This is a genomic window from Umezawaea beigongshangensis (genome assembly GCF_016464305.1).
In the GTDB taxonomy this organism is placed as follows: domain Bacteria; phylum Actinomycetota; class Actinomycetes; order Mycobacteriales; family Pseudonocardiaceae; genus Umezawaea_A; species Umezawaea_A beigongshangensis.
Genome location: NZ_JAEIOJ010000016.1, coordinates 91,636 through 108,250 on the forward strand (window position 1 = coordinate 91,636; position 16,615 = coordinate 108,250).

General features: G+C 73.4%; 17 protein-coding genes and 1 pseudogene. 7 read left to right on the forward strand and 11 right to left on the reverse strand.

Features of this window, described 5'->3' with window-relative positions:
• Positions 1-2: 2 nt before the first annotated feature.
• The 5 genes from IMZ35_RS27575 to IMZ35_RS27595 form a co-directional block, all read right to left on the reverse strand.
• Complete coding sequence (locus tag IMZ35_RS27575) at positions 3-461, reverse strand: MarR family winged helix-turn-helix transcriptional regulator (protein WP_199444120.1); 459 nt, start codon at positions 459-461, stop codon at positions 3-5.
• Positions 462-582: 121 nt separating this feature from the next.
• A complete protein-coding gene (locus tag IMZ35_RS27580; RefSeq protein ID WP_307868889.1) occupies positions 583-1,047 on the reverse strand; it encodes an anthrone oxygenase family protein in 465 nt (154 codons plus the stop codon).
• Positions 1,048-1,165: 118 nt separating this feature from the next.
• Positions 1,166-1,642, reverse strand: a complete 477-nt coding sequence (locus IMZ35_RS27585; protein WP_199444121.1) for a DUF6098 family protein — start codon at positions 1,640-1,642, stop codon at positions 1,166-1,168.
• Between the two features lie 107 nt (positions 1,643-1,749).
• Positions 1,750-2,580, reverse strand: coding sequence for a pentapeptide repeat-containing protein (locus IMZ35_RS27590; RefSeq protein ID WP_229373468.1), 831 nt, complete (start codon positions 2,578-2,580; stop codon positions 1,750-1,752).
• 333 nt (positions 2,581-2,913) lie between these two features.
• Positions 2,914-4,086: an epoxide hydrolase family protein gene (locus tag IMZ35_RS27595; protein ID WP_199444123.1), complete on the reverse strand. Its 1,173-nt coding sequence runs from the start codon at positions 4,084-4,086 to the stop codon at positions 2,914-2,916.
• 63 nt (positions 4,087-4,149) lie between these two features.
• On the opposite strand from IMZ35_RS27595, the gene IMZ35_RS27600 reads away from it, so the two are divergent.
• Positions 4,150-4,911 carry a TetR/AcrR family transcriptional regulator gene (locus IMZ35_RS27600; RefSeq protein WP_199444124.1) on the forward strand — a complete coding sequence of 254 codons (762 nt, stop codon included), beginning with the start codon at positions 4,150-4,152 and terminating at the stop codon, positions 4,909-4,911.
• A 354-nt stretch (positions 4,912-5,265) separates the two neighbouring features.
• Here IMZ35_RS27600 and IMZ35_RS27605 read toward each other — a convergent pair whose 3' ends face one another.
• From IMZ35_RS27605 to IMZ35_RS27615, 4 genes are all read right to left on the reverse strand, one after another.
• Positions 5,266-6,150, reverse strand: a complete 885-nt coding sequence (locus IMZ35_RS27605; RefSeq protein ID WP_199444125.1) for an alpha/beta fold hydrolase — start codon at positions 6,148-6,150, stop codon at positions 5,266-5,268.
• 77 nt (positions 6,151-6,227) lie between these two features.
• On the reverse strand, positions 6,228-6,500 hold the full coding sequence (locus IMZ35_RS32340) for an aromatic-ring hydroxylase C-terminal domain-containing protein (protein ID WP_438816906.1): 273 nt from the start codon (positions 6,498-6,500) through the stop codon (positions 6,228-6,230).
• Between the two features lie 45 nt (positions 6,501-6,545).
• Positions 6,546-7,832 (reverse strand): M20/M25/M40 family metallo-hydrolase, encoded by a 1,287-nt coding sequence (locus IMZ35_RS27610; protein WP_199444126.1) that lies wholly within the window; start codon positions 7,830-7,832, stop codon positions 6,546-6,548.
• Entirely contained in the window at positions 7,825-8,652 is an 828-nt protein-coding gene (locus IMZ35_RS27615; RefSeq protein ID WP_199444127.1) for a M55 family metallopeptidase, read from the reverse strand. Before IMZ35_RS27615 ends, IMZ35_RS27610 begins: the two co-directional genes overlap by 8 nt.
• A gap of 104 nt (positions 8,653-8,756) precedes the next feature.
• Here IMZ35_RS27615 and IMZ35_RS27620 point away from each other — a divergent pair, with 104 nt between their 5' ends.
• From IMZ35_RS27620 to IMZ35_RS32000, 6 genes and pseudogenes are all read left to right on the forward strand, one after another.
• On the forward strand, positions 8,757-10,562 hold the full coding sequence (locus tag IMZ35_RS27620; protein ID WP_307868891.1) for an ABC transporter substrate-binding protein: 1,806 nt from the start codon (positions 8,757-8,759) through the stop codon (positions 10,560-10,562).
• Positions 10,559-11,593: an ABC transporter permease gene (locus tag IMZ35_RS27625; protein ID WP_199444128.1), complete on the forward strand. Its 1,035-nt coding sequence runs from the start codon at positions 10,559-10,561 to the stop codon at positions 11,591-11,593. Before IMZ35_RS27620 ends, IMZ35_RS27625 begins: the two co-directional genes overlap by 4 nt.
• Positions 11,590-12,480, forward strand: coding sequence for an ABC transporter permease (locus IMZ35_RS27630; protein ID WP_199444129.1), 891 nt, complete (start codon positions 11,590-11,592; stop codon positions 12,478-12,480). Before IMZ35_RS27625 ends, IMZ35_RS27630 begins: the two co-directional genes overlap by 4 nt.
• Positions 12,477-14,102, forward strand: coding sequence for an ATP-binding cassette domain-containing protein (locus IMZ35_RS27635; protein ID WP_199444130.1), 1,626 nt, complete (start codon positions 12,477-12,479; stop codon positions 14,100-14,102). The genes IMZ35_RS27630 and IMZ35_RS27635 overlap by 4 nt, the downstream gene beginning before the upstream one ends.
• Positions 14,099-14,392 (forward strand): annotated as a pseudogene (locus IMZ35_RS32345) (class I SAM-dependent methyltransferase); the annotation flags it as partial. The gene IMZ35_RS27635 and the pseudogene IMZ35_RS32345, both read left to right, overlap by 4 nt.
• A gap of 44 nt (positions 14,393-14,436) precedes the next feature.
• Positions 14,437-14,574 (forward strand): hypothetical protein, encoded by a 138-nt coding sequence (locus tag IMZ35_RS32000; protein ID WP_307868897.1) that lies wholly within the window; start codon positions 14,437-14,439, stop codon positions 14,572-14,574.
• Here the strand turns inward: IMZ35_RS32000 and IMZ35_RS27645 are convergent.
• Together IMZ35_RS27645 and IMZ35_RS27650 are read right to left on the reverse strand one after the other, a co-directional pair.
• Complete coding sequence (locus IMZ35_RS27645; RefSeq protein ID WP_199444131.1) at positions 14,556-15,017, reverse strand: GNAT family N-acetyltransferase; 462 nt, start codon at positions 15,015-15,017, stop codon at positions 14,556-14,558. The two genes, IMZ35_RS32000 and IMZ35_RS27645, sit on opposite strands and share 19 nt — an antisense overlap.
• A 1-nt stretch (position 15,018) precedes the next feature.
• Positions 15,019-16,257, reverse strand: coding sequence for a GGDEF domain-containing protein (locus IMZ35_RS27650; protein ID WP_307868893.1), 1,239 nt, complete (start codon positions 16,255-16,257; stop codon positions 15,019-15,021).
• Positions 16,258-16,615 lie beyond the last annotated feature (358 nt).

Sequence of the window (16,615 nt, forward strand, 5' to 3'; positions counted from 1 at the left end):
GTTCAGGAGGAGCGCGGACGCGCGGGCAGGTGGTGCAGCGCCTCCACCAGCGGGGCCAGTTCTGCCTGCTCCGCCGCGTGGGCGAGCGTCGTCTCCAGGGTCGCGTCGTGCGTGGGGTGGGCCGCGCGCAGCAGTTGCTCGCCCAGCGGGGTCAGCTCCGTGTAGACGCCGCGCCGATCGTCGGCGCAGATGATCCGCGTGAGCAGCCCGCGGTCCTCCAGGCGGTTGACCAGGCGGGTGGTGGCGCTGCTCGACAGGGCGGTGGCGCGAGCCAGCTGCTGCATCCGCATGTGCCACCCGTCCTGGCGCGACAGCGCGTCGAGCACGGTGAACTCCACGACGGACAGCTCGTGTCCGGCCTGCAGGGCCTTCTCCAGCGCCGAGTCGATCAGGCCGTGCAGAGCGGCCAGCGTCCGCCAGCCCTCGGCGCGGATCTCGACGGCGTCGTCCGCGATACCCATCGGACCCTCTCCTCGGGATTCTCGGCCCATCTTAGCAGCTCACGCGCACAAAGAGCGTCTGCAACTACCTGGTGGGACGAGCGGTGCGGCGGACGGACGTTCTTGCGCGGGTCCGCCGCGATCACCGCGCGAGCGCCACCACCAGGCAGAGCAGAGCGCACACCGACACCACCGTGCGCACGGTGTTCCAGCGCACCCACCCGGACTCGAACGCCGCCCGCGCCGCCGTCGCGTCGGCCACCTCCGCCGCGTCCAGCCGGTTGTTCATCGGCACGTTCACGGCGACGGTGATGCCCGTCTCGACGACGAGCAGCACGAGCGCCACCGCGATCCACCTGGTCGCGGCCCAGTCGTCCGCGATCCCGTGCAGCACGGCGGCGAGCGCCGTCAGCAGGGGTGCGCCGAGGAAGCCGAGGAGGAACCGGCCGTTGAGGATCGCGACGTTCATCCGCTGCATCGCGACCACGAACGTCCGGTCGTCGGTCCGGGCCAGGCCGGGCATCACGGAGGTGCTGAAGGCGTGGAAGACGCCGGCGAGCACTCCGGTGGCGACCGTCGCGGCGATCAGCGCGCCCGTCGTCAGCACGTGTTCCGCCCGCGCCCCGCCCCGCGCGGCCGCGCGCGGCGGCTCGCTCGTGCGGATGTCGTGTCCTCGTTCACGGCACCAGTCAACCGGTGCCGGCGCGTCGCACCGTCGTCGGGGGTCAGCGACGGAGGCTGCCGGGCGGGGCGCCCCGGTCCAGCGAGCCCCAGTCGGGTGCGGCCTGCCGCCCGACGAGGTCCTCCGCCTCGCGCAGCGCGTCGTCGCCGATCTCGGCGATCGCCCTGCGGACCACCACCAGCGGCTCGTTGTCCGGTCCGCGCCCGCACTCCGCGCCGTCCAGGACCCACGGGTGGGTTCCGACCGCTCGCAGGTGCCCGTAGTCGAGCAGCTTGCGCGCGAGCCACAGGCGCGGAGACCGGTCGGCCCACCACGGCTCCACGGCCAGGGAGTTCGCCGACAGCCCCGTCAGCGGCACTCCGGTGAGGCTGTCCCCGCTCACGCTGCCCGCGTCGGCGAGCGGTCCGAGCGACCAGCGCACGTAGAGGGCCTCGGCCGGTCCGGCCGACGCCACCAGCAGGACGAGCGCGTCGAGGTCCTGGAGGACGGGGAGGTCGGTGGAGGACGGCTGCACGGGCATCGGGTGCCCCGTCCGAACCCGCTCATGCCGGCGCGTGCGCGTTCGGTCGCGCTCGTCGGACGTCCGACCGGGACCCGGTCGACTCGCCGGGCCGGCGGGACGAGAGGTCACCAGTGCGCGGGGCGGGTCAGCGACGGCGGCAGAGCGGTCTGGGCGTCGCCCCGCGCCGCGTCGAGCTGGGCCTGCACCAGGAAGAGGCTCTCCCGCAGGTCCGCGCCCGACAGGTCGGCGCTGCGCAGGTCCGCGCCGATGAGGTCGGCCGTCCGCAGGTCGGCACGCCGCAGGTCGGCGCCGATCAGGTACGCGCCCCGCAGGTTGGCGCCCCGCAGGTCGGCCCCCCGGAGCTTGGCGCCGATGAGGTCGGCCCCGCGGTGCTCCTTCCTGCGGCGACCGGCACCGGCGCGGACGAGTTCGCTCGTGCGCACCAGCAGGCCGTTGACCTCCTGCCGGTGCGCCGCCACGTCCAGCTCCAGCAGGGCGTCGGGGCCGAGTCCGGCGAGCCGCTCGGTCTCGTCGCGCGCCCGGCCGAGCTCGGCGCGCAGCGCCCTGGCGGGCGGCAGCGTCAGCGCCTCGGTGAGGTGGTGGAGCAGCTCGTGCAGCTGCCGCACGACCGGGAAGACCTCGAACATCTGCTTCGCGGTGTCCGGCGCCTGCCGCCAGCTCGTGCCGCCGAAGGTGATCTGCGAGACCTGCTGACCCGCGCCGAAGCAGTCGTACACGGTGCACCCGGCGAAGCCCCGCTGCCGCAGGCGGGTGTGGATGCCGCAGCGGAAGTCGTCCTGGAGGTTGGGGCAGGCGTGCCCCGCGCCCTTGTCGATCGCGAAGTCCGTCGACGCGGCGAAGGCCGGTGCGACGCAGCACAGGGCGAAGCACCGTTCGCAGTCGGCGCGCAGCTCGGGATGCCCCCGGTCGGCGGGGCGTTCGTGGTTCTCGGACAACGTGCTGCTCTCCCGTGCGCGGTGACCCGTGCTGCGACGGATGGTGTGAGCAGCACCTTCGGTGCGAAATCCTAGTCGACGCCCGACCTGCGGGTGTCCCTCGGTGCGGTCGCCGGACATCGCCGGTCCGAGGCGGACGGCGTGTCCAGGAGCTTCTCGCTCACCGTGGACCGCACCGATCCGACCGCGCCGATCCGGTTCTGGGCGGATGCGCTGGGGTGGGAGGTCGAGCGTCCGCCCCGGTCGGCGCGGGGCCGCACCCCGGAACCACCGCGGCGCAGCTCCGCGCGGACCGCCGCGGTGCCGTGGCACGGCGGCGGTCCGCGCTCGGGATCAGCGCACCAGCGCGAAGAACGCGCGCACGTCCGCGGTGAACAGGTCCGGCTCCTCCGCCGCCGCGAACGTGCCGCCCCGGTCGTGCTCGGTCCACCGCACGATCGCGCGGTGGTCCCGCTCGGCGAAGCGCCGGACCGGTCGCAGCACGTCGCGCGGGAACACCGCCACCCCGGTGGGCACGCTCGTGGGCCGCACCTCGGTCTCCAGGTCGGCCTGGTCGGGGTTGTCCGGCGTCTCCACGAACGAGCGGGCCGCCGAGCCCGCCGTCGCGGTCAGCCACCACAGGGTGACGTTCGCCAGGATGCGGTCCCGGGCGATCGCCTCCTCGGGGGAGTCCACGCAGTCCGTCCACTCCTTGAGGACGCTCATGGTCCAGCCGAGCAGACCGGCGGGGGAGTCGGTCAGCGCGTACGCCAGCGCGGCGGGCCTGCTCGACTGGATCAGCTTGAACCCGTACAGCTCGCGCTGGTAGTGCTCGCCGAACGCCAGCCGCTCGCGGTCGGCGTCGGACAGACCGTCGAACTCGCCCGGCGCACCCACCGGAAAGGTGATCATGCCGTTGGTGTGCACGCCGACGACCCGGTCCGGTGCGAGCACGCCGATCTCCCGGCTGATCCACGAGCCCCAGTCACCGCCCTGCGCGCCGAAGCGGTCGTAGCCGAGCCAGGTCATCAGCTCGATCCACGCCCGCGCCACGCGGGTGGACCCCCACCCGGTCTCGGTGGTGGGCCCGGACAGGCCGTAGCCGGGCAGCGACGGGACCACCAGGTGCAGCGCGGTCGCCGGGTCTCCGCCGTGAGCGCGCGGGTCGGTCAGCGGCCCGATGACGTCGAGGTACTCCAGGGGGGAGCTCGGCCAGCCGTGCGTGACGATCACCGGCAGCGCGTCCGGCTCGGGGGAGCGGACGTGCAGGAAGTGCACGTTCTGCCCGTCGATCTCGGTGGTGAACTGCGGGAACGCGTTCAGCTCCCGCTCCTGTGCCCGCCAGTCGAACGTGGTGCGCCAGTGCTCGGCGAGCGGCCGCACGCGGCTCACCGGCGCACCGTGGGACCAGCCGAGGCCGGGCACCTCGTCCGGCCAGCGGGTGCGGGCCAGCCGGTCCGCCAGGTCGTCCAGGTCGGCCTGCGGGAAGCCGACGTGAAAGGGCTCGATGCTGCTGTTCAACGCCACGTCCTAACTCCGTACGGTGTACCGTACGACCTACGGTACACGCTTCGCTAGGGTCGGGGACCTATGACGACGCAGTACGGCGGCAGCGGAGATCCGGCGCGCAGTCTCGCGCTGCTGTGGCGCACCGGGGAGAAGGCGAGCCGCAGGGGCAAGCCGGACCTGGGCGTGGACCGGATCGTCCGCGTCGCGGTCGAGGTCGCCGACGCCGAGGGACTGGCCGCGGTGTCGATGCGGCGCGTCGCCGAGCGGCTCGGCGTCGGGACCATGTCCCTCTACACCTACGTTCCCGGCAAGGCGGAGCTGGTCGACGTCATGGTGGACACCGTGACGGGTGAGCTGCCCACCTCGGGCGCGGTCGAGAGCGGGTGGCGCGCTGCGCTGGAACGCGTCGCCAGGGAGAACTTCGCGCTCCACCGGCGGCACCCGTGGCTGCTCCAGGTCGCGACCAGCCGACCCGTGCTGGGGCCGAACGTCACCGCGCGCTACGACCACGAGCTGCACGCCGTGGACGGCATCGGTCTCACCGACGTCGAGATGGACTCGGTGCTCGGCCTCGTCGCCGGACACGTCCAGGTCGCCGCGCGCCGTGCGCTGGACGAGGCGCACGCCGAGACGCTGACCGGCGTGTCCGACGAGCAGTGGTGGACGGCGCACGCGCCGCTGCTGTCCCGGATCATGGATCCGCAGCGCTTCCCGCTCGCCACCAGGGTGGGCACGGCGGCGGGCCAGGAGCACGGGTCGGCGCAGGACGCGACGCACGCGTTCGAGTTCGGCCTCCAGCGGGTGCTGGACGGCGTGGAGGTGCTGGTCGGATCACGGGCGTGACCCCGGTCCACGCTCCGCTCCCGACGAGGTGCGGCACGAGCGCGGCGATGTTCGAGGAGTCGCCGCCGCCGTGGTGGCGGCCATCCAGCGCCCGAGCCGTGCGGGGACGCCTGCGCGACCCGCGAGCCGTGGTGGACACGGCCCCGGCACGGGTGTGCTCGCTGCTGAGGGGCTGCTCGGTGTTCGTCGCCGCGCACTGCCGGGTGAACCGGCCGCGGTCGTGGTCGCCCCGGCTCACCCGTGGCAGCGCACCCGCCCGGTGCTCGGCGGCCACTGTGCGGCAGGCCGCGTCGGCGTCGGCGACGCGGCCGCGCCCCGGCGGTCACACGGTCGTGCGGTCACGCGGCAGTGCGGTCACGCGGTGTGCGTCAGCAGGGCCGCGACCAGCGGGCCGTGCACGGCACCGGACAGGGCGTGCCCCATGCCCGGCACCTCCAGCAGCCGTGCGCCGGGGATCAGGTCGGCGAGGTGGCGGCCGTGCGGTGGCGGGTTGATCGGGTCCAGCGGCGCCTGCACCACCAGGGTCGGTGTGCTCACCCCGGCCAGCTCGGCGGCCCGCGAGGTCGGCACCGGGGCGTCGTGGCCGTGGGCGCTCGGCTGCGACGTCGTCCCGGCGTGGGCGGTGGACCGCTGTTCCCAGAGTCGGAACTCCGCCTCGTCGAACGGCAGCGCGTCGCCCGCGAGCACCCGCAGTTCCGCGATCCTGCGGTCCAGCTCGTCCTCCGCTGACCGGGCCGGTGTCGCCCGGTCCGCCCACAGGTCGAGGATCTCCCGGCGCGGCGCGGGCAGCCCCGTGGGAGTGGGTTCGCCGGAGTGGGCGCACCGCGTGCTCTCGGCGAGGTCCACGTCCAGCGCCGCACCGGCCAGCAGGCTCAGGGTGAGCAGCCGGTCGGGGTGGTCCAGCGCGAGCACCTGGCCGATGGTGCAGCCCAGCGAGAACCCCACGACGTGGGCCCTGGGCGCACCCCACCCGTCCAGCACGGCGACGGCGTCGGCCGCGACCTCCTGCAACGAGCGGGGGGACCGCGCGCGGTCCTGCCACGTCGAGCGCCCGGTGTCGCGGTGGTCGTAGCGGATGACGTGCCGCCCGCTGTCGGCGAGCAGTTCGACGAACTCGTTCGGCCAGCCGAACGCCGAGGTGTTCGCGCCCGCGATCAGCAGCACGGTGGGGTCGGCGGCGTCGCCGAAGTCCTCGCTCCACAGCTTGATCCCGTTGGTGGCGATCAGGCGTTCTCCCACGGCGTCGAGACCTTCCCGTCGGTGCCCCTCGCCGAGCGCGCTCCGGAGCGGAACGCGGCGCGGAGGTCACCGCGAGCCTAGAACGCCGCGGCGAGCTGGGGCAGCCCGAACCAGGTGCGCAGGGCGTCCTCCAGACCCCCGGCGTCGGCACCGGCGAACGCCACGTGCCCGTAGGGGCGCACCAGGACCACGTCGGCGGACGGGGCGGCGTGGTCGCGGTGATCACGTCGACGCGGTCGGCCCAGCAGCCGGCGACCCCCGTCGGGTCGTCGCGTCCCGCGAGGTCCAGCACCTGCCCGGAGGTGGTGGTGACCTGCTCGTCGGTGGTACCGGGAAAGCCGGTGCCGCAGACCCCGCGGATCGTGCTGCGGCCACCGTCCGCGGCCGCGGGCGGATCAGGAGAGCAGGAAGCGGTCCAGCACCCTGGCGCCGAAGCGCAGGCCCTCCACCGGCACCCGCTCGTCCACGCCGTGCGCCATCGCCCGGTAGTCGAAGTCCTGCGGGATCGCCAGCGGCGCGAAGCCGTAGCAGGCGATGCCCAACCGGCTGAACGCCTTGGCGTCGGTGCCCCCGCCCATGCAGTAGGGCACCACCACGGCCTCGGGGTCCTCCGCGCGCAGGGCGTCGGCCATCGCGCTGAACCACGGCGAGTCGATCGGCGCCTGCACCGGCCGCGCGTCCTGGATGAACTCGCGGGTCACGTCGGGCCCGAGCAGGCCGTCGATCGTGGCCAGCAGCTCGTCCTCGGTGCCGGGCAGCGTGCGGACGTCCAGCTCGGCGGTCGCGCTGCCCGGCACGACGTTGACCTTGTACCCGGCGTCGAGCACCGTCGGGGTGGTGCTGTTGCGGACGGTGTTCTCCGCGAGCTTCGCGGCGGGACCGAAGCGGGCCAGGGTTCCGTCGACGTCGTCCAGGTCCACCCGCACGCCCAGCGCCTCGCCGGTCCGCTCGAGGAACGCCTCCACGGTCGGCGTCAGCCGCACGGGGTGGCGGTGCGCCGCGATCCGCGCCAGCGCGTTGACCAGCTTCGTCACCGCGTTGTCGTCGTTGCGGCGCGAACCGTGCCCCGCGCGTCCGGTGGCCGTGAGCCGCAGGTGCGACGTGCCGCGCTCGGCGGTGCCGACGGGGTAGAGGCGCGCGCCCAGCGCGTGGTGGGTGAACCCGCCCGACTCGCCGATGGCCGCGGCGCACCCGTCGAACAGCTCCGGGTGCCGCGCGACGAGCCAGTTCGCGCCGAACTCGCCGGTGGCCTCCTCGTCGGCGACGAACGCCAGCACGACGTCGCGCTTCGGCCGCGCGCCCCGCTTCGCCCAGCCCGCGAGGACCGACAGCGTCATGGCCGTCATGTCCTTCATGTCCGTGGAGCCCCGGCCCCACAGGAACCCGTCCTGCACCAGACCGGAGAACGGCGGCACCGACCACTCGGCCGGATCGGCGGGCACCACGTCCAGGTGGGCCTGCAGCAGCACCCCCGGCAGCGACGGGTCGGTGCCGGGTACGCGGGCCACCACGTTGCTCCGGCGCGGGGCGGACTCCAGCAGTTGCGCGGAGACGCCGCTGGACTCCAGGTGGGTCGCCACGAACTCGGCGGCCTCCCGCTCGCCCCTCGCCTCGCCGCGGCCGGAGTTGGTGGTGTCGAACCTGATCAGCTGTGCGCAGAGGTCGACGGCGTCCTCAGCCATAGATCCCTTCCACGGCGCCGGCCGCGACGGCCGTCACGATCTTGAACGCCTGCACGGCGTCGGTCATGGTGGCCGCGTCGAACCCGACACGGCGCACGTCCACGAGCTCCACCGTAGGCACGACGGCGGCCGCGTGCGCGAGGTGCGTGGCGTCGAACTCCACCTCGATCCGGTGCGCCGACACGACCGGCTCGACCCTTCCGGCGCCGGTCATCGCCCTGCTCGCGGCCTCGGCGATGCGGGCGGAGGTGATGGCGGGAGTGGCGCAGATCGCGGCGTAGCGGCTCACGCACTCCTTCACCGCCACCACCTCGGCCGCGGGGGCCCAGCTCCGCGCGTCCTCGCACGCGCGGTCGTCCCCGGTGACCAGCAGGACGGGCACGCCGTGCTCGGCGGCCAGCGCCGCGTTGAGGCGGCCCTCGCTCGCCGGCCGCCCGTCGAGCCACACGCCGGTGATCGAGTTCTCCAGGTAGGTGTGGGCGAGCACGCCCTCCTCGCCCGCGCCCGCGTGGTAGCCGAGGAACACCACGCCGTCCACGCCCGAGTCGACGCCCTGCATCATCGACAGCGGCTTGTGCCTGCCCGTCAGCATCGACGCGCGGTCGTCCAGCGCCTCCAGCAGGAGGTTGCGCTGCGAGGAGTGCGCCTCGTTCACCAGCACGCTCTCCGCGCCACCCGCGCACAGGCCCCCGACGCAGGCGTTGACGTCACCGGTGAACAGCGCGCGGAACCGCTGCCACTGCTCCGTGCCGGGAAGGACGTCCGCCGTCCAGGTGACCCCTGTTGCGCCTTCCATGTCAGCCGAGATCATGATCCGCACGCGGTGCACGTTACGGCCTCCGGCCGTTGAGGGGGGACTCGTTGACTCCGACATGGTCCCAGTGGTTACTTCTTGACACTTCGGAGCGGAGAGGGGTGGTCACCGTGCGTGCGCGACGGTGGAGCTTGGCGGCGGTCGTGGGCGTGCTGGGGGCGGTGGTGGCTCCGGCCGCGACAACACCGGTGGCGGCCGCCCAACCGGTGGGTCAGCAGGGGGTGACGCTGCGGGTCGCGCTGACGCGCCAGGTCGACTCGCTCAACCCCTTCCTCTCGATCACCCAGGTGGGGACCGAGGTCGGGCGTCTCATGTACGACTTCCTCACCGCCTACGACCCGAAGGACCAGCGCCCGGTCGAGGGCCTGGCGAACGGGTGGACGACCAGCGACGACGACCTGACCTGGACCTTCACCGTCCCCGAGGGCAAGAAGTGGTCCGACGGCGAGGAGATCACCGCCGAGGACGTCGCGTTCACCTACAACCTCATGCTGACGAACGAGGTGGCCCGCACCGCCAACGGCAACTTCGTCGCGAACTTCGAGTCGGTGACCGCGCCCGACCCGCGCACCCTGGTCGTGAGGACGAAGACGCCGCAGGCGACGATGCTCGCCCTGGACGTCCCGATCGTCCCGGAGCACGTGTGGGCCGGTGTCACCGACGTCGAGAACCACGCCAACGACCAGGCCCCGGTCGTGGGCAGCGGGCCGTTCCTGCTCGCGGAGCACCGGCCCAACGAGTTCATCAAGCTCACGGCCAACCCGAACTACTGGCGGGGCGCGCCGAAGATCTCCGAGCTGCACTTCGTCAGCTACAAGAACCTCGACGCCGCCGTGCAGGCCCTGGGCAAGGGCGAGGTCGACCTGATCAACCGCCTCGGACCCGCCCAGTACGACTCGTTGCGGGACGCGGACGACATCGGCCTGAACAAGGGGCGGGGAAGCCGCTTCAACGAGCTGGTGTTCAACTCCGGCGCCGCGACCAGCACCGGCGAGCCCATCGGCGACGGCCACCCCGCCCTCCAGGACGTGCGGGTGCGCCAGGCGCTGGCGAAGGCCGTCGACGTCGACACCATCGTGGAGCGGGTCAACGGCGGGTACGCGGAACCGGGCACCGGACTGATGCCGCCGTCCAACGCCAGGTTCCACTTCACGCCGGCCCGGCCCAGGACGTTCGACCTCGACGCGGCCAACGCCGACCTCGACGCCGCCGGGTACGCCAGGGGAGCGGACGGCATCCGCGTGGGACCCGACGGCAGGGCGCTGAACCTCCGGCTGGTCGGTCACGCCAACCGCGCCTACGACGAGCAGGCCGCCGAGTTCCTCAAGCGCTCGTTCGCCGACGTCGGCGTGGGCGTCGACGTGCAGCTCGTCGACGACAACCAGCTCAACGACACCTCGACGTCCGGCGCGTTCGACCTCCTGTTCTCCAGCTGGGGCACCAATCCCGACCCGGACTTCATCCTGTCCCTGCACACCTGCGCGCGGCGGCCCAACGCCGCGGGCACGGGCGGCACGACCGACACGTTCTTCTGCGACGAGACCTACGACCGGCTCTACGCCCAGCAGGCGACCGAGGTCGACCAGGACGCGCGCGCCGAGATCGTCAAGGAGATGCAGCAGCGGTTCTACGACCAGGTCCCCGCGGTGATCCTCGGCTACGACAACGTGCTGGAGGCCTACCGCGAGGACCGGTTCGCGAGCTTCCAGGTCCAGCCCGACCCCGGCGGCTCGATCATGGAGCAGAACGGTGTGTGGGGCTACTACGGGGCCACCCCCACCGACGCCGCGACGGCCCCGCGCGGCACCAGCACCGGCCTGGTGGTGGCCGTGGTCGCGGGTGTGGTGATCGTGCTCGCCGGTGGCGCGTGGCTGATCGGCCGGCGGCGCAGGGCGACCGCGGAGGACCGGGAGTGACCGACGCACTCGCTCCCGCGGCGGACGCGCACGAGACGGGACCGTCCCGCACGGGACGGTCCGGCGCGCACGCGACGCTGCGGCACGTCGCCGGTCGCGTCGGCGGCGCGCTGCTGAGCCTGCTGCTGGTCGTCGTGCTGGGGTTCCTGCTGTTCCGGGTCGTCCCCGGCGACCCGGTCGTGGCGATGACCAGGGGCCGGCCGATGAACGCCGAGCTCATCGCGGAGATGCGCGCCAGGTTCGGCCTGGACGACCCGCTGCCGGTGCAGTTCCTGGAGCACCTGGGACAGCTGGTGCGCGGTGACCTCGGGACGTCCTACTTCTACCGGCGTCCGGTCGCCGAGCTGATCGGCGAGCGGGTCGGGCCGACGCTGCTGCTCGCGGGCACCTCGACCGTGATCGCCGTCGCGCTGGGGCTCTGGCTGGGGGTGCGCAGCGCGTGGCGGCGGGCGAGCCGCTTCGACCAGATCTCCACCGGTGTGGCGCTCACGCTGTGGGCGATGCCGACGTTCTGGCTGGGGCTGCTGCTGCTCGTCGTCACCGGCGACCTGTTCCCCAGCGGAGGCATCCGCTCCTCCGGCACACCGCCGGGCCTGCTCCCGGAGATCCTCGACGTCGCCCACCACATGGTCCTGCCGTGCCTGACGATGATCGCCGTCGTCTACGCGCAGTACCTCCTGGTGATGCGCTCGTCGCTGCTGGAGGAGATGGGCGCGGACTACCTGATCACCGCGAAGGCCAAGGGGCTGCGCGACGACCAGGTGCGCCGCCGGCACGCCGTGCCCAACGCGCTGCTGCCCACCGTGACCCAGGTGTTCATGCACCTGGGCCTGGTGGTGTCCGGCGCGATCACCGTGGAGACGGTGTTCTCCTGGCCGGGGCTGGGCCTGCTGACCTACGAGGCCCTCAGCGGCCCCGACCTGCCGCTGTTGCAGGGCACGTTCGTCGTGCTCGCCGGAGCGGTGATCGTGATGAACCTGCTCGCCGACCTGCTGCTGCGGGTCCTCGACCCACGGGTGCGCGCCTCATGAGCGGTTCGAGCATCGTCTGGCGGCGCCGCCGCTCCGCCGCGGCCGGCGTGTGGCGGGAGTTCCGCGGCAACCGCGGCGGCCTGGTGGGGCTCGTCGTGCTCGGCGCGGTGGTGGTGCTGGCGCTGCTGGTCCCGCTGCTGACCGACGAGGCGGGCCTGGACGTGACCAGGGTCGACGCGCCGCTGTGGGCGCCACCGAGCGCGGAGCACTGGCTGGGCACCGACAACACCGGTCGCGACGTGCTGCTGCTGACCTGGTGGGGCACGCGGGTGTCGCTGGTGGTGGGCCTGGCGGCGACGGTGCTGTCCGTGGGCATCGGCTCGCTGATCGGCGTGCTCGCCGCGCACTTCGGCGGCTGGGCCTCGGCGACGCTGCTGCGCGTCACCGACTTCTTCCTGGTGCTGCCCTCGCTGGTGCTCGCCATCGCGCTGTCCACGGTGCTGCCCCGCGGGCTGGGCACGATCGTGCTGGCCATCGGCGTGACGTCGTGGCCGTCGACGGCGCTGCTGGTGCGGGCGCAGACGCTGACCATCGAGGGACGGCCGTTCATCGAGCGCGCCAGGGCTCTCGGCGGCGGCCACCGCCACGTCATCGGCCGGCACGTGCTGCCCGCGGTGCTGCCCCTGGTGTTCGTCAACACCACGCTCACCGTGGCCAGCGCGATCGTGGCGGAGTCGACCCTGTCGTTCCTCGGACTCGGAGACCCCACCCGCGTGTCGTGGGGGTCGATGCTGCACACGGCGACCGTGCAGGGCGCGGTGTCCAAGGGAGCCTGGTGGTTCCTGCTGCCACCGGGCCTGGGAGTGGTGGTCGTGGTGCTGGCGTTCACGTCGTGCGGCCGGGCGCTGGAGACGGTGCTCGACCCGAGGCTGAGGGGAGAGCGGTGAGCACCCGACGGGAGACCGAGGCGGGGCACGGGCACCTGCTGGAGCTGCGCGACCTGGGCGTGCGCTACCGCTCCGGCCGGGGCGACGTGCAGGCCGTGCGCGGGGTGAACCTGACCCTGGACGCCGGTCAGACCCTCGGCCTGGCCGGCGAGTCGGGCTGCGGCAAGTCCACCGTGGCCATGTCGGTGCTGCGGCTGCTGCCGCCCACCGCCGAGGTCACGGGGAAGGTCCTGCTGGAGGGCGAGGACGTCGCGGCGATGAGCTGGGGCAGGCTGCGCGCGGTGCGCTGGGCGCGGGGCTCGGTGGTGTTCCAGGGCGCCATGCACGCGCTCAACCCGGTGCGCCGCGTCGGCGAGCAGATCGCCGAGCCGATGCGCGTGCACGGCACCGACGGCAGCGTCGCCGACCTGCTCGCCCAGGTCGAGCTGCCGGTGAGCAGGGCGCGCGCCTACCCCCACGAGCTGTCCGGCGGGCAGAAGCAGCGGGTGATGATCGCGATGGCGCTGGCGTGCTCACCGCGGCTCGTCGTCGCCGACGAGCCCACCACCGCGCTGGACGTGATCGTGCAGAAGCAGGTGCTGGGCGTGCTGAACCAGCTCGTCACCGAGCGCGGCATCGGCCTGGTGATGATCAGTCACGACCTGTCCGTGCTCACCAGCACCTGCGACCGGCTCGCGGTCATGTACCGGGGCGAGGTCGTCGAGGAGGGACCGGCGCGCGAGGTCGTCGCCTCCCCGCGGCACGAGCACACCCGTGCGCTGGCCGCCGCGTTCCCCACCGTGGGCGATCCGGCGTTCCGCTACGCGAGCACCGGCGCCTCCGCGCTGACCGAGCCGCTGCTGCGCACCGAGGGACTGCGGGTGTCCTTCCGCGACCGCGGCGGCGAGCTCGTCCGCGCGGTCGACGGCGTGGACCTGGAGATCCGGCCGCGGGAGATCCTGGCGCTGGTCGGGCAGTCCGGCTCGGGCAAGACCACGCTGGCCCGCACGCTGCTGGGGTTGCAGAGGGCCGACTCGGGGCGGGTGCTGTTCGACGGTGCGCCGCTGCCGACGTCGTCCAGGGGGCTGCGGGAGTACCGCAGGCAGGTGCAGCTCGTGCTCCAGGACCCGACCAGCGCGCTGAACCCCCGGCACTCGGTGTACGAGGCGGTGGCCGAGGGGCTGCGCATCCACCACACGCCCGGCGACGAGGCCGCACTCGTCGCCGACGCGCTGTCGCGGGCGGAACTGCGACCGCCGGAGGAGTTCTCCGGCTCGCTGCCGCACGAGCTGTCCGGCGGGCAGCGGCAGCGCGTGGTCATCGCCGGAGCGCTGGCGCTGGGGCCGCGCCTGCTGGTGGCCGACGAGCCGGTGGCGTCGCTGGACGCGTCGGTGCGCGGGGAGATCCTGGCCCTGCTGCTGCGGCTGCGCGACGAACTGGACCTGGCGGCGCTGGTGATCACCCACGACCTGGGGCTGGCCTGGAACATCGCCGACCGGGTCGCGGTGATGTACCGCGGTTCGATCGTGGAGCAGGGGCCCGTGGAACAGGTGCTGCTCGCCCCGCGCCACGAGTACACCCGCGCACTGCTGTCGGCCGTTCCCACCACCTCCGGCGGCTCACCGGTCGAGGCGGGGGCGTGAACGGGTCCGTCGTCACCGAGCGCCCGTGGCCCTGGTGCGGCGGACGGCGAAGAGCGACCTCGCCGGCGAACGGGCCACGCTGCACGCCAGGGCGCTGGACGCGCGGTCGGCCGAGCCGCTCCTCGGGGACACGACGGCTCGACACGTGGACCCGCGAGTTCCTGGTCGAGCACCGGCGGTGCGTCGTGCTGCACCTCGGCTGCGGTCTGGACAGCCGGGCCCACCGCGTCGATCCGGGTCGCGGTGCGCGGTGGTTCGACGTCGACCACCCCGACGTGATCGCCCCGCGCGACCGGCTCCTGCCGCCGCGCGAGGGCTGCGAGTCCGTCGGCTCGTGCAGGCCGCGGGGGCGACGTTCCACCGGGGGATCGAAGGTGGCCCGGACCTGGAGTCGATCCACCCGCGCGTGCGTCGCGCGACGGCGCTGAGCGCCGTCGCGCGGACCGCGGTGTTCTACCGGCTGGACTTCTGAGCGGTCAGCCGCAGCAGCGCCAGCCGCACGCCCGGCTCCGGTTCGACGTGCCGGACGAGGACGAAGCCGAACCGCGCGTAGAGGGCGAGCGCGGGGAGGTTGGCCGCGCCCGTGCTGACCAGGACGTCCCGGCCCTCGTCCACGACGCGTTCCAGCAGGCGGGAGGCGAGTCCGCGGCGGAAGTGCGCCGGGTCCGCGCAGAGCCGTTCCACGTCGATCGTGCCGTCGCCGAGGTCGCTGCGAGCCAGGAACGCCGCCAGCCGCCCGTCGACGTGCGCGCCGAGCCACCGCACGGGCTGCGCGCGCATCTGCGCGAGGCTCTCGGACAGGGCGGGAACGGCCGTGGAGCCGATCAGCGCCGCCTCCACGGCGCAGGCGCGCAGCCCGATGGTGCGCACGGCGCTGGCGGTCGCGTCGTCGGACGGGTCCAGGTCGGTGATCACGTCAGTCCGACGGGCGGCGGGTGTCCGGCACGAGCGCGACCCTCGTGCGGTCGCGGCCGGTGTTCTTCGCCTGGTAGAGCGCCTCGTCGGCGGCCAGCAGCAGCGGGCTGAGCTCCTTGGCGGTCTCCGGGTACACCGCGGCTCCCACCGAGCAGGTCAGGCCCGCGATCGTCTGCGGGGAGCCGCTGCGGTCGACCACCCGGACGGTGAGGACGCTGATGGTGGCGCGGACGCGTTCGGCGGCCGCCTCTGCCGCACCGGTGTCCACCCCCGGCAGCAGCACGGCGAACTCCTCGCCGCCGAAGCGGCCCACCAGGTCGTGACCGCGCACGACCTGCCGCAGCGCGGTGGCGACGGCCTTGAGGACCTCGTCACCGGCGAGGTGGCCGTAGCGGTCGTTGATGTGCTTGAAGTGGTCCAGGTCGACCAGCAGGACACCCAGGCTGCTGGAGAGCCGGCGAGCCCGGTCCAGTTCGCGGACCGCCACGTCGTTCCAGAAGGTGGCGTCCACCAGGCCGGTCTTGCCGTCGGTCCGCGCGGCGGTGCGGAACTGCGGCAGCAGCAGGCCCAGGTGCAGGGCGAGCACGGTGACCAGCAGCAGCGGCATCGACCACGGCCGCTCCACCACGACGGTCGTCACGGCGTGGCCCAGTCCGATCGAGGCGGCGATGATCAGCTGGTCGGACGGGTGGCCCAGCGCGGTGCGGGCGGGCCGGTCGGGGTTGGTCACGACGATCGCGGTCACGATCAGCGCGTAGTTCACCAGGCGGTAGAGCAGCCCGGCCACCAGGACGGCCGCGAGCCCCAGCGGCCCGTCGACGACGGCGGCGTAGGGCTGACCGGCACCGGGGTAGAACGCCCCGAGCGCGAGGACAGCCGCGCCGCAGCCGAGGACGACCGTGCACGCCGAGTAGACCTTGCGGTAGACGACGGCGCGACCGCGGAACACCCGCCACCACTCGTGGCTGAAGCTGATCAGGATCAGCGCGGTGATCAGGGGGAGCGGCAGCAGCAGCACACCCGCGAAGAACCACACCGACTGCATGTGGGTGTAGGGGGTGCCGTCCGCGGCGATCTCCCGGATGCGCTCGATGCCGCGCGCCGCCTCCAGGTGGATCACGGCGGCGGTGCTGAGCAGGCCGAACCAGATCCACGATCGGGTGGTCACCTGATCGAGGTGTGTGGTGGTCGCGAGGACGACGAGGGTGGCGGCTTCGACGCCCAGGACGAGGGTTAACACCCAACGGGACAGGGACCACACTCGCCACCGGCGTGGGTCCATTCGATGCACGCCGTCACCCCCCAGGCCCTGTCCGGTGTCACCGACCCTAGCCAATCGATGACTCAGTGTCGCGGCTCCGGACGGGGGTCACACCCCACGTGAACCAGGAGCGAGTCATGATCAACCGCACCGAGTCCCCCCGCACCGGCCGCCCCAGCGAGTGGACCCGCACCTCCCGCCCGAGCGAGTGGACGCGTCGCTGACACCCGTCGGTCAGGTCGTCGGCCGCGGCCCCACCGCGCCGACCTCGCCGAGACCCTCCAGCTCGAAGATCTTCCAGTGGCGCAGCAGCGGCCACACCACGTCGTCGTGGTGG